This is a genomic window from Barnesiella intestinihominis YIT 11860 (assembly GCF_000296465.1).
Lineage (GTDB): Bacteria > Bacteroidota > Bacteroidia > Bacteroidales > Barnesiellaceae > Barnesiella > Barnesiella intestinihominis.
In genome coordinates this window covers 579,204-592,331 of record NZ_JH815205.1, presented here as the reverse complement: position 1 = coordinate 592,331, position 13,128 = coordinate 579,204, and the positions used below count along the sequence as shown (strand labels likewise).

The following is a 13,128-nucleotide window of genomic DNA, read 5'->3' as shown; positions in this document are numbered from 1 at the left end:
CGTTCGGTTTAATGGATTATTTCAGGCATTCTTTATATTGTTTGATGGTTTCCCGCAGACCTAAATACAGAGCGTCGCAGATGAGGCAATGCCCGATAGATACTTCGCTTAGGAAAGGGATTCTTTCATGCAGGAACCGGAGGTTTTCAAGGCTTAAATCGTGCCCGGCATTTACGCCCAATCCCAAGCCGCGTGCATGCTCGGCTGCTTCGACGAATGGTTTTATCGCATCTTCTTTATCTTGTGGATAGCGAACGGCATAGGGCTCGGTATATAATTCGATACGGTCGGCTCCGGTTTTTGCGGCGTATTCGACTATCTCTAAATCCGGTTCTACGAAAATAGAGGTTCGTATATTCGCTGATTTACAAAGGTCGACCACTTTGGAAAGAAAATCGAAGTTGTTTTTGGTGTCCCAACCTGCATTTGATGTAATGACATCGTGTGCATCGGGAACGAGCGTCACTTGCGTGGGTTTCACTTTGAGAACCATGTCGAGAAATTTTTCGGAGGGATAACCTTCGATGTTGAATTCGGTGCTTACAGCAGGTCTTAATTCATACACATCGGCATAACGTATGTGGCGTTCGTCGGGACGGGGGTGAACCGTGATACCTTCTGCTCCGAATGATTCACAGTCCAAAGTGACTTTTAACACGTTTGGAATATTACCGCCTCTTGCGTTTCGCAAGGTGGCTGTTTTGTTGACATTTACACTTAATTTTGTCATTTCTCTTTATTAACCTTATCGCACTTTGGTGTTGAAACCTTCGGTATTGTCGGTAATAATTTTAACTCAAACAATCCGACGGGTTTGCCCACCGAGAAAATACCTATATTTGTATAGTGTAGGATTCGTTTCGGCATAGCCAAGTCGGAAATGTGATTTCCGTTTGCCTTTGCACTCATCTTTCACTATATTTGTAAACACGAATATAGAATTCGGTTCGGCATAGTCAAATCGGAAATATAATTCCCTCTTGTCTCTGCACTCACCTTTCACTATATTTGCATAAAATGCGAAAAGAAGGTGCAGTCCGGCGTAAAAAGCAAACGGATTTGTTTTATCCTGCACACACCTTTCATTATTTTTGTATAATCTTTACCGCAAAAATAATACGAATTACAGAAATATGAGCAAAAAATGAAAGCAAAAGATATGATATCACCCGAAATACCTCTTTTAACCCCGGGAATGTCGGTCAAACAAGGGTTGGCGACGATGCAGATGTCTGGATTGTCGAGCTTGCCGATTGTGGACGAGGGCTCGTATGTCGGAGTCGTTCATGAGAAAGAGCTGCTTCGGGACGATGTAGCCGGAAAGATCGGGCGCGAAAACTGGCGTACTCCGTCTGTTCGGGAAGAGAGCCATTTGTTCGATGTCGTCAATCAACTTGCTCAATACTCCGACGATATACTTCCGGTGGTAACGACTGATCGCCATTATGTGGGCGCGATATCCATTCATTCGGCTTTGGTTGCGGTCGCTCATTTGTGCCAAACCTCTTCTTCGGGAGCGATTATTGAATTGGAGATTCCGCGAGAAGATTATTCGGCTACCGAGTTGACTCGATTGGTGGAGGATAACGATTGTCGAGTGATGAATTTGATGATTCGTCCCGATGAGAAAACAGGTATATGGAAGGCTTGTTTGCGAATAGACAGAGAAGATGCCACCCCTGTGCTTCGTTCGTTGGAGCGGTTCGATTATCGGGTAGTGAGTTGTTACCAGTTGCATGGAGTCATGGACGAGCGGATAGAACAAAGGATAAAAGAATTGATGTATTATCTTGAAATGTGAAGTAGAAATATATGAGGATCTTATTATTCGGGCATACTTATCAACCATCTCGGTCGGAACAGATTCGGCATGTGTTGCAGACATTGTCCCGTACCGAGGCGGAGCTTGTAGCACACGGGGATTTTTATGATTTTTTATCGAAAGAATTTCCCGATGTTTGTCATAGAATCGGGGAGATCGATTGTCGAGGCGATTATACTGCCGATATGGCATTGAGTATCGGCGGAGACGGTACTTTTCTGCGGGCTGCTGAAAAAATAGGAGACAGGGGTATTCCTGTTTTGGGTGTGAATATCGGTCGTCTGGGCTTTTTAGCCGATGTCCCTGCCGAAGAAGTAGAACCGGTATTGAACGAAATTTTAGAGGGAAAGTATAAAATAGAGGAGCGATCGTTGCTTCAAGTCGAGTTTAACGGTTTGTCGGAGAATTTTTGGCCTTATGCTCTTAATGAGGTCGCTGTCTTGAAGCAGGATACTTCATCGATGATTTCCATTCATACGACTGTGGGAGATAGTTATTTGAATACCTATCAGGCCGATGGTTTAATTGTGGCGACACCTACCGGCTCGACCGCTTATTCGATGAGTGTAGGAGGTCCTATTATTATGCCTCGGGCTGCCAATTGGGTTATTTCGCCTGTGGCGCCGCACAGTTTGACGGTTCGACCGTTGGTCGTGAATGACGATATGAATATTACGTTGCGTGTGGATAGCCGCAACCATAGTTATTTGTTGAGTCTCGACGGTCGTTCGGTTATGTTGGATACAGATTCGCAAGTTGTGTTGCGAAAGGCTCCGTTTTCCATAAAAGTAGTGAAACGATTGGGGCATAGTTTTTCGGCAACGCTTCGCGCGAAATTGATGTGGGGGGTCGATAAACGGGAGTGACCCGATTTTTCTATAAAGCAAGAACGCCACAAACTGGGGTTTCCCGGCAGTTTTGTGGCGTTCTCTTTCTAATTATGGAGCTTTATAGGTTTAATAATGGATATTCGGGAATGTAAATGAAGGTGGAGACGAATAGCCCGACCAGAGAAAGTATCCAAAGAACCAGTAGGAAAATGTTGAGTGCCGACGATTGGGCTTTCCAGTGGAATATAGATCCTAATACGGCTCGAAGTATGGCATACAGAGGGATACCGAAAGTAAAAAATAGCGAGAGTGTGAATACAACCAGTTCCCAATGTCCGTTAAGAACGTGCATCCCTCCGGGAAAAATCGAGAAGAAAGGGGTCGTTATGGTTGCTGTTCCTAAGAAAAAGAAACCTAGAATACTGATGATGCAGGTAACTAAGGCTCCGATAATGGATATGGCGATAAGCCCGCCGATACAAATAAATATGAATTTGAAAAGTCCACGGAATATACTCCCTATGCTTCGCCAAATCGAATTGGCGACACCTCCGTTTCGGGAGACATTTTCTTTTTCTTCTTCTACGGCTCTTTTGATATTGTCGACAGTGGGTGTTTCACCTCGCATTTCGAGTTTTTGAGAGGTCGTGCGGGCTTCGGGAATACATATCCAAAGTAACAGATATATCCATACCGATGAAGCCCATAAGGGTAACAGCAATACCATGATGACGCGAATGGCTACCGTGTCTATACCGAAATAGTAGCCCATACCGGATGCTACACCTCCTAATATGCGATTGTCGGGGTCGCGGTACAGCCGTTTGGTCGATTTATGAGATTCGTTGTTCGAAGTATCGGTCGTTTGCCCAGAGTTATCACCATCTGCATTATTGTCAGGAGCCGTCCCCGAATCGAGTGGGTTTTCTATTTCGTCCGGTTGGCCCATTATGGCGATGACTTCGTTGACCTCTTGTAGGGTGATTACTTGCATGCCGAACCCTAACCTTTCCTTGAAAAGTTCGGAAATGCGGCTTTCGATGTCGTTCATGATTTCTTGCCCGCCTTCTTCTTTTTTGAAATGGTCGTGTAGTGCTTCTAAATAAGATTCGAGGACGGTATAGGCATCGTCGTCGATATTGAAAATCGTTTTGTCGAGATTGACGGTTACGGTCTTTTTCATATAAAAGTGTATTTAGTTTATTGTTCTTTGATGTGGTCGATGACTTGATTCAATTCTTTCCAAGCGTTGTCGAGTTCGTTTAGAAAAACAGTTCCTTCGGGAGTAAGTTCATAATACTTCCTCGGGGGACCTTGCGTGGATTCTTCCCAAACGTAAGTAAGTAATCCGGAGTTTTTAAGGCGGGAGAGAAGCGGGTATAGCGTTCCCTCCACTACAATGAGTTTCGCTTCTTTGAGCGATTGGATAATATCAGAAACATAGGCTCTTCTTTTTTGAAGGATCAACAGGGTACAATATTCCAGTATCCCTTTTCTCATCTGAGATTTAACGTTGTCTGTATTCATGTTTAGTACCTTTTACAACACAAATATAGGTATTATTTAGTAGTTTGTATCGCATAGTACTAAATAAATATGATTTTTTAACTAATGGGGTGTTGTTTCGGTTTTGTTGTGGAGCGATACTATTTTTTTTGAAACCGGTGGTAAATAGATTTTACCGACAATTCTTTTCGTGGGGGAGAGCGTTTTTGGATTCAATGGAGAATTCGGGGATAGACATGAATTTTAGCGATGAATTGCTTGACGGTAGCTATATTTTAGGCTCTTCGGAGAAGGATTGAGAAGATAATAAATTATGTTTTTGAGAGTTTAACCCCCTCGCCCTGCGGGCACTCCCCCTATCTCATCTACGATGAGCAGAGGGAGAGTGTCGATACCTTGATCCGTTTCCTCTGTTGTGGATATTTAGAAGCTGTTTTAAATTTATTCCGAGGCAGATTGAGACCTATGTTGCAGCAGATTGGAGTCCGAGATATGCAGTCAATAGCGGGCTATTGACAAAAATCAAGGAATTCAAGATGCGAGACAGGGGCTCAATATGGCCGGAAAACATACCTGCCTGCAATGATAATATTATTTCTCAATAAATTAAAACAGCTTCTTATTTAACCCCTCCGTCACTTCGTGTCACCTCCCCTATATTTTGCGTTACAAAACACAGTGGAGGAGTGAGTGCTTTGCAATGCCACAGGGTATAGGTGGGGTGGTTAAAGGAATATTCTCTTTTTTGGTATAAGGATAGATTTTACACTTCTCCCCGGTGTCGCATATGCGTGCGCAGGGCAGGAGGTTAATAGTATTCTGTCGTTAACACCTTTTTGTGTTTTTCTTGATTTAGCTCTTCCGCTTTTCGAGCACTCCCGCTATATCTCTGCGTAACACAGTGGGAGAGATTGGTATGAATTTCGCTTTCTTCCCTGCTTCGATTTTTGTCGTTGCAAAACACCCCGTAAGGCTACGAAACGCGGAAGGGAAGAGGACTATAATGCCGCTTCGAATATTCCTTTTCATATCTGTCTGTGAATACAAGAGAGAAGTTAAAAGAGAATCACCTCTGATTTTCTATTAAGCCGATATCCCGACTAATTATCGATCGAGTCATTTTTGTTCGATTTTGTTCATGTGTTCCAATTCCATTATCTTCGCAAATGGAAAAGGAGAAAGTAGATGTTTGTTTATCGAGACGAGGAATTCGGGGAGATTTATATTCGTTCGGATAGTCGGGCGTGCCGTTTGATATTTAGAGTAAAGGATAATGGTTTGCAGATTACTTGCCCGGAAGGATATGCTGTAAACCGGGTGAAATCGGCAGTGGACGATAACCGTGAAAAACTGAAGGTGTTGGTGTCTCGAAGCGTGACGATACGGAAAAATCGAGTTTTGTCTACGGGCGATAGTATTCCTTGCTATGGAGGAGATATATGTTTATTGCCGGGTGTGTCGAATAAGTTTTTATTTCGGTATGAGGGTGATTGTTTACAGGTGTTTTGTCCTCCGGGAATCGATTTGAATGAGACGAATGTACGGAAAACGTTGTCGCGGGGAGTGGGGCGTTTCGTTTACAGAAGAGCGCAAGAGGTTTTACCTCGGAGGCTGAATCAAATCTCGTCGAGATTGGGGTTGCCAGTGGTTTCGGTGACGATAGGTCGCGGGCGGCGAAAGTTGGGGCATTGTACCCGTCGGGGAGAGATACAGTTGTCGTTTTATTTGATGTACCTACCCGAAGAGTTGATTGATTATGTTATTTGCCATGAGCTCGCTCATCTAAAATATATGGATCACAGTCCATTGTTTCATGCTTTGTGTAATCGTTATTGTGGGGGCAGAGAACTTTTGTTGCGGAAACAATTGCGTTCTTTTGTATTTTTATTATATTAAATAAGAATATATTTGTTGAAAAATATTTAAATTTTAGGTGCGAATTATCCTATTTTGGTTCGTAGGGAATCTGTGGAGTTGCGTATTATATAATATTGTGCTATCTTTGTGGCGGTTGGAATGGAAGAGGGGGCAATGATGTCCCCTCGTTTTTTTCTTTGCATAGAGTCGTTATGATAGATAAAAAAGAAATAGAGGCATTTGTTGAAGAAGGGTTGACCGGAAGCGACTGTTTCGTAGTCGATGTACAAGTAAAACCCGATAATGTGATTGTCGTGGAAATAGACAACGAGGAGGGTGTGGATATAGATCGCTGCGTGGCGTTACATCGTTTTTTGGAATCGAAGCTCGACCGAGATGTCGAAGATTATGAATTGGAGGTTGGGTCGGCAGGGATTACCTCTCCGTTCAAAGTCCTCGGACAGTACAAGAAAAATATAGGCAAGGAAGTGGAATTGTTGACCAAAAACGGCATGAAACTTTCGGGGATATTGAAAAGTGCCGATTCGGAGAAATTTGTCGTGACGATAACCAAGAAAGTAAAGAGCGAAACCAGTAAACGAAAAGTGGAGGTCGAGGAAGACCTCGCTTTTGGATATGATGAAGTAAAATATACAAAATATCTAATCAGATTTAAATAATATGGCAAAAAAAGAGGAACCCGTTAGCATGGTCGATACCTTTGCAGAGTTCAAAGAGTTGAAGAACATCGAAATAACTACGATGATTAGTGTGCTGGAAGAATCTTTCCGCAACGTATTGGCAAAGATGTTCGGGACCGATGAAAACTTCGATATAATCGTGAATCCGACGAAGGGGGATTTCGAAATATGGCGTAACCGTGAGATTGTGGAAGACGGAGCGGTGACCGACAGTAATTTGCAGGTTTCTTTGTCGGAGGCTCGGAAAACCGACCCCGATTTCGAGGTCGGCGAGGAGATGACCGACGAGGTGCATTTCGAGAAATTCGGTCGTCGAGCTATCTTGAACTTGCGCCAAACGCTGGCTTCGAAGATTCTCGATTTGCAAAAAGATGCCATTTACAATAGATATAAAGATAAAATAGGCGAGTTGGTAAGTGCCGAAGTTTACCAGATTTGGAAAAAGGAGATGTTGTTGATCGATGACGACGGTAATGAGTTGTTGCTGCCGAAAGCCGAACAGATACCTTCGGATTTTTACCGGAAAGGTGAGACCGTACGGGCTGTCGTGTTGGAAGTCGATAACAAGAACAATAATCCTAAAATTTTGGTATCCCGCACGTCCAATGAATTTCTTCGCCGTCTTTTCGAGCTCGAAGTGCCCGAAATTCACGATGGTTTGATTTTGATAAGGGCGATTGCCCGTATTCCGGGAGAGCGTGCTAAAATTGCCGTTGAATCGTATGACGATCGTATCGATCCGGTAGGAGCTTGCGTGGGTGTGAAAGGTTCGCGTATACATGGTATTGTTCGGGAATTGCGCAATGAAAATATCGATGTCATTAATTACACGGCTAATCCATCACTGTTTATACAACGCGCTTTGAGTCCGGCTAAGATTTCTTCGATTCGGTTGAATGAAGAGGAGAAGAAAGCAGAAGTATTTCTTAAACCCGAGGAGGTCTCGTTGGCTATCGGTAAAGGCGGCTTGAATATTAAGTTGGCTTGCATGCTTACGGGTTACAATATTGATGTTTACAGAGATATAGACGAGGAAGAAGAGGAGGACATTTACCTCGACGAATTCAGCGACGAAATCGACGACTGGGTGATTGAGGCCTTGAAAGGTATCGGATGCGCCACTGCGAAGAGTGTGCTTGCGTTGCCTCGTGAAACATTGATCGAGAAAGCCGACCTCGAAGAGAACACCGTGGACGAAGTTCTCGCTATTTTGAAAGCGGAGTTTGAAGAGTAATTCGTTTTCGGGACCGATACAATGCGGCCTTTGTGCCTTTGTCGGAGGCATCTTTAATTCTTCCATTATTTATAAACTAAAACTGAGTATGTCGATAAGGTTAAATAAAGTAGCAAGAGACTTGAATGTAGGAATTCAGACGGCGGTCGAATTTCTTCAAAAGAAAGGTTTTACGGTTGAAGCTAACCCTAACACCAAGATAACCGACGAACAGTATGCACTGCTTGTCAAGGAGTTCAGTAAGGACAAAAATTTGAAACTCGAATCGGAGAGCATTAGTCTTGAACGTCATAAGGAAAAGAGCAAGGCTACATCGGCTACCGAATCGGAGGAGGGTAATTCTTCATCGGCAATAAAGGAAGAACCGAAGGAGCTGAAAACAATTATCCCCGAGACACAACGCCCGAAAGTGGTCGGTCAAATAGATCTCGACGCTTTGAATCGTCCGAAGTCGTCCGAACATAAAAAGGAAAATCCGGTAGAGAAGAAAGAGCCGGTTAAATCGGAGGAGAACAAGGTCGAAGTGAAAACGAAAGAGGAAAAACCAGAGCCGGCGGTGTCGGCCCGTGAAGAAGTGAAGCCTACCGAAGAAGAGAACAAGCTGGTCGCCGAACCTAAACAAGAGGTTGTCTCTCAATCGAAACCAGAACCTCAAATAGTTGAACCGAAAGTAAAAGAGGCGGTTGTCGAGCAAGAGGTTAAAGAAAAAAAGGAAGTTGAGGAATCCCATGAAGACGAGGTGTTTACCATTAATCGTCCGGCGTTTACCTCGAATATCAATGTCGTCGGTAAAATAGATCTCGATGCGTTGAATCAACAAACTCGTCCGAAGAAAAAGACGAAGGAGGAAAAACGTAAAGAGCGGGAGAGTAAAGAGAAGCAGAGACAAGAATCACACAAGGCTGCCGGCGGTGACGATACTAATCAGCAAGGTGGTGAACGTAGGAAGCGTCAACGAATCAGTAAAGAAAAGGTAGATATATCGAAAAGCATTTCATCGATGGGTGGACAACCCTCCCGTGGAGGAAATGGTAAAAATAACGGAGGAAATAGACCGAATAAACAAAAACAACGTCCTATAAAGGCCGAGGTGAGCGAAGAAGATGTACAAAAGCAGATAAAAGAAACATTGGCTCGCCTCACCAATAATACAAAAGGACAGAAGAAATCGGCTAAATGGCGTAAAGAAAAACGAGAGGCTTTCTCGAATCGCGAACGTGAGCTCGCCGAAATGGAGGAAGCTGAAAGTAAAGTGTTGAAGCTGACTGAGTTTGTTACGGCAAACGATTTGGCTTCGATGATGAATGTTCAGGTGAACGAGGTTATCGCTACCTGTATGAGTATCGGCATGATGGTGTCGATCAATCAGCGTCTCGATGCCGAGACGATCAATATCGTTGCGGAAGAATTCGGTTTTAAGACCGAATATGTAAGTGCCGAGGTGGTCGAGGCTATTCATGAAGAAGAGGATAGGGAAGAAGATTTGACATCTCGTCCTCCTGTCGTGACCGTGATGGGACACGTGGATCATGGTAAAACTTCATTACTCGACTATATTCGCAATTCGAATGTGATTGCCGGGGAAGCCGGAGGTATCACTCAGCATATCGGTGCATATAATGTGAAATTGGAAGATGGACGTCGTATCACTTTCCTCGATACTCCGGGTCACGAGGCATTTACGGCTATGCGTGCCCGCGGAGCTCAGATGACCGATATCGCCATTATTATCGTCGCTGCCGACGACAATGTAATGCCCCAAACTGTCGAGGCCATCAATCATGCTTCGGCAGCCGGTGTTCCCATTGTGTTCGCTATCAATAAGATTGACAAGCCGAATGCCAATCCTGACAAGATTAAAGAGGAGTTGGCTAATATGAACTACCTCGTAGAAGATTGGGGCGGTAAATATCAGTCGCAGGAGATTTCGGCTAAAAAAGGAACCGGAGTACATGAATTGATGGAAAAGGTTTTGTTGGAGGCCGAATTGCTCGACTTAAAAGCGAATCCCAACCGGAGGGCTACCGGTTCGATTATCGAGTCCACTTTGGATAAAGGGCGTGGATATGTTGCTACCGTATTGGTACAAAACGGGACTTTGCATAAAGGCGATGTCGTGTTGGCGGGAACCAATCACGGAAAGGTAAAAGCTATGTTCAACGAAAGAAATGCCCGTATCGAAGTTGCCGGTCCGTCGGCTCCCGTTCAGATTCTCGGTTTGAACGGTGCTCCTCAGGCAGGTGATGTGTTCCATGTGATGGATACGGAGCAAGAGGCACGCGAGATTGCCAATAAACGCGAACAATTGCAACGTGAATTGGGCTTGCGTACTCACAAGTTATTGACCCTCGACGATATAGGTCGTCGTATAGCTGTCGGCAATTTCCAAGAGTTGAATTTGGTTGTGAAGGGCGATGTGGACGGATCGGTGGAGGCTTTGAGCGATTCGCTTATCAAACTATCCACCCCCGAAATACAAATCAATGTATTGCATAAGGCCGTAGGACAAATATCCGAATCGGATATTACGTTGGCCGCCGCATCCAATGCTATTATCATCGGATTCCAAGTGAGACCCTCCGTGGCTGCTCGCCGATTGGCCGAGAAAGAAGGAGTCGATATACGTCTCTATTCGATCATCTACGATGCTATCGAGGAGGTTAAATCGGCTATGGAAGGTATGTTGTCTCCCGAAATCAAAGAGGAGATATTGGGTACGGCCGAGGTTTTGGAAACTTATCATATTACGAAAGTCGGTACGGTTGCCGGCTGTATCGTGAAGGAAGGTAAGCTGAAACGGTCGAGCAAGATACGTTTGATACGAGACGGTATCGTGATTTATAGCGGAGATTTAGGTTCTCTGAAACGCTTCAAAGACGATGTTAAAGAGGTGACTACGGGATTTGAATGCGGATTGAACATCACGAACTACAACGATGTTAAGATAGGCGATCTCGTAGAGGCTTATGAAGAGGTAGAAGTGAAAAAGACGCTTTAAGAAAGAAACGTTTTTCGGGAATAGAGAGGCTGCCTCGTAGGTACGGGGTGGCCTTTGTTATCGTCTTTGACGGATAATAAGGCGGAAATACGGAGTATTCAAAATAAAAAAGTAATTTTGCAGGGTTAAGAATCGGGAGTGTGAGAGATGAATTATGTTGATTTTACTATCCTATTGATCGCCGTTATAGGTTTTCTGTACGGACTCATCAAAGGGGTTATCCGTCAGGTAGGTTCGTTGGGCGGGTTTATCGCAGGTATAGTCGTCGCCCGATTTTTCGGAAGTTCGTTCTCTGCGTTGTTGAGGGAGATGTTCGATTTGCCCGAGGGTGTAAGCCGGGTTATCGCATATTCGTTATTGTTCCTTATCGTGTACATTATATGCGTTCAACTGATGAGGCTGATACATCACATTACGCATCATGTGGCATTGGGGTGGCTCGATAGATTGGCCGGGGCTTTGTTCGGCGCCGTCAAATATTTGGTCATATTGAGTATAGTGCTTAATCTCGTCCATATTATCGATCCTAAGGGTAAACTGATTCCGGAAAAAGAGACGGCTTCGTCACAGTTCTATGGATATACATTGCGTGTAGCTCCGTTGCTCTTTTCGAGGGCACAAGAGCAGTTCGTTTCGGAAACCAAACCGACGAGGGGATTGTTTATACCTTATTCGATATGCAACGAGCCGTATCTCTGTTGTGAAAATTGTAAAGCAGATTAAAAATGAAACAGGATAATTCAAATGAAATATTAAACGACGTTACTACTAACGATTATAAATACGGATTTGTAACCGATATAGAGACAGATATTATTCCTACCGGATTGAACGAGGATATTATCCGCCATATTTCGGAGAAGAAAAAGGAGCCGGAATGGTTACTTGAATTCCGTCTGAAAGCATACGCTTACTGGAAGACGCTCGAAATGCCGCATTGGGCTCATTTGAATATTCCCGATATAGACTATCAGGCTATCAGTTATTATGCCGCTCCCAAGACCAAAGAGGCTCCGAAAAGCCTCGATGAAGTGGATCCTGAGCTACGCAAGACATTCGACAAGCTGGGAATTTCGCTCGAAGAACAGATGAAACTGTCGGGTATAGCGGTCGATGCGGTGATGGATAGTGTGTCGGTACGGACAACTTTTCGGGAAAAACTGGCCGAATTGGGTGTCATTTTCTGCTCGTTCAGCGAGGCGGTGAAAGATTATCCCGATTTGGTGAAACGTTATTTAGGCTCGGTTGTTTCGTATCGGGACAATTTTTTTGCAGCGCTTAACTCGGCCGTATTCAGTGACGGCTCGTTCGTTTATATCCCCAAAGGAGTCCGGTGTCCTATGGAATTATCTACCTATTTCCGTATCAACGCCGCTAATACGGGACAGTTCGAACGAACATTGATTGTTGCCGATGACGACAGCTATGTGAGCTATCTCGAAGGTTGTACGGCTCCTATGCGTGATGAGAATCAATTGCACGCAGCTATCGTGGAAATTGTAGTGCATGATCGTGCCGAAGTGAAATATTCGACCGTGCAGAATTGGTATCCGGGCGACAAGGACGGGAAAGGCGGTATCTATAATTTCGTGACGAAGCGAGGCATGTGCAAAGGCGATCACTCTAAGCTCTCTTGGACGCAGGTGGAGACGGGGTCGGCCATTACTTGGAAATATCCCAGTTGTGTGCTGGCGGGCGATCATTCGGTCGGGGAGTTTTATTCGGTGGCTGTTACCAATAATTATCAACAAGCCGACACGGGAACGAAGATGATACATATTGGGAAAAACACCCGCAGTACGATCGTGTCGAAGGGTATTTCGGCGGGTCGTAGCCAGAATAGCTATCGAGGACTCGTGAAAGTGTTGCCGAGTGCCGAGAATGCAAGGAACTTTACCCAGTGTGACAGTCTGTTGTTGAGTTCCGATTGCGGGGCGCATACTTTCCCGTATATGGAGATTCTGAATGATTCGGCCGTGGTAGAGCATGAAGCGACTACTTCGAAAATCAATGAAGACCAAATATTCTATTGTAACCAGCGTGGAATCCCTACCGAGGATGCCGTGGGTCTTATCGTGAACGGATATGCCAAAGAGGTGATGAATAAACTGCCTATGGAGTTTGCCGTTGAAGCGCAAAAGCTATTGCAGATCTCGTTGGAAGGTTCGGTAGGTTAAGGA

The 13,128-nt window shown here is 44.5% G+C and carries 11 protein-coding genes; 8 read left to right on the top strand and 3 right to left on the bottom strand.

Translation table 11 applies throughout. The features are described 5' to 3' along the window. Nucleotides 1–16: 16 nt before the first annotated feature. The gene (locus HMPREF9448_RS11375; protein WP_008862722.1) at nucleotides 17–730 is read right to left on the bottom strand and encodes a pyridoxine 5'-phosphate synthase; all 714 of its coding nucleotides are present in this window, start codon (nucleotides 728–730) and stop codon (nucleotides 17–19) included. A gap of 414 nt (nucleotides 731–1,144) precedes the next feature. On the opposite strand from HMPREF9448_RS11375, the gene HMPREF9448_RS11365 reads away from it, so the two are divergent. Then, the gene (locus tag HMPREF9448_RS11365; protein ID WP_040296182.1) at nucleotides 1,145–1,801 is read left to right on the top strand and encodes a CBS domain-containing protein; all 657 of its coding nucleotides are present in this window, start codon (nucleotides 1,145–1,147) and stop codon (nucleotides 1,799–1,801) included. A gap of 11 nt (nucleotides 1,802–1,812) precedes the next feature. After that, nucleotides 1,813–2,688: an NAD kinase gene (locus HMPREF9448_RS11360; protein ID WP_008862719.1), complete on the top strand. Its 876-nt coding sequence runs from the start codon at nucleotides 1,813–1,815 to the stop codon at nucleotides 2,686–2,688. An 82-nt stretch (nucleotides 2,689–2,770) separates the two neighbouring features. Here HMPREF9448_RS11360 and HMPREF9448_RS11355 read toward each other — a convergent pair whose 3' ends face one another. Both HMPREF9448_RS11355 and HMPREF9448_RS11350 read right to left on the bottom strand, forming a co-directional pair. Then, a complete protein-coding gene (locus HMPREF9448_RS11355; protein WP_008862718.1) occupies nucleotides 2,771–3,835 on the bottom strand; it encodes a PspC domain-containing protein in 1,065 nt (354 codons plus the stop codon). 17 nt (nucleotides 3,836–3,852) lie between these two features. Then, the gene (locus HMPREF9448_RS11350; RefSeq protein WP_008862717.1) at nucleotides 3,853–4,179 is read right to left on the bottom strand and encodes a PadR family transcriptional regulator; all 327 of its coding nucleotides are present in this window, start codon (nucleotides 4,177–4,179) and stop codon (nucleotides 3,853–3,855) included. A gap of 1,164 nt (nucleotides 4,180–5,343) precedes the next feature. On the opposite strand from HMPREF9448_RS11350, the gene HMPREF9448_RS11345 reads away from it, so the two are divergent. The 6 genes from HMPREF9448_RS11345 (at nucleotide 5,344) to sufB (ending at nucleotide 13,125) form a co-directional block, all read left to right on the top strand. Continuing rightward, complete coding sequence (locus HMPREF9448_RS11345) at nucleotides 5,344–6,054, top strand: M48 family metallopeptidase (RefSeq protein ID WP_008862716.1); 711 nt, start codon at nucleotides 5,344–5,346, stop codon at nucleotides 6,052–6,054. Nucleotides 6,055–6,227: 173 nt separating this feature from the next. Beyond that, nucleotides 6,228–6,695, top strand: coding sequence for a ribosome assembly cofactor RimP (gene rimP / locus HMPREF9448_RS11340; protein WP_008862715.1), 468 nt, complete (start codon nucleotides 6,228–6,230; stop codon nucleotides 6,693–6,695). Nucleotide 6,696: 1 nt separating this feature from the next. Then, complete coding sequence (nusA, locus tag HMPREF9448_RS11335) at nucleotides 6,697–7,950, top strand: transcription termination factor NusA (protein WP_008862714.1); 1,254 nt, start codon at nucleotides 6,697–6,699, stop codon at nucleotides 7,948–7,950. A gap of 88 nt (nucleotides 7,951–8,038) precedes the next feature. After that, nucleotides 8,039–10,948, top strand: coding sequence for a translation initiation factor IF-2 (infB, locus tag HMPREF9448_RS11330; RefSeq protein WP_008862713.1), 2,910 nt, complete (start codon nucleotides 8,039–8,041; stop codon nucleotides 10,946–10,948). A gap of 147 nt (nucleotides 10,949–11,095) precedes the next feature. Then, nucleotides 11,096–11,671 carry a CvpA family protein gene (locus HMPREF9448_RS11325; RefSeq protein ID WP_008862712.1) on the top strand — a complete coding sequence of 192 codons (576 nt, stop codon included), beginning with the start codon at nucleotides 11,096–11,098 and terminating at the stop codon, nucleotides 11,669–11,671. Nucleotides 11,672–11,673: 2 nt separating this feature from the next. Further along, the gene (sufB, locus tag HMPREF9448_RS11320) at nucleotides 11,674–13,125 is read left to right on the top strand and encodes a Fe-S cluster assembly protein SufB (RefSeq protein WP_008862711.1); all 1,452 of its coding nucleotides are present in this window, start codon (nucleotides 11,674–11,676) and stop codon (nucleotides 13,123–13,125) included. The last annotated feature ends 3 nt before the right edge of the window (nucleotides 13,126–13,128 follow it).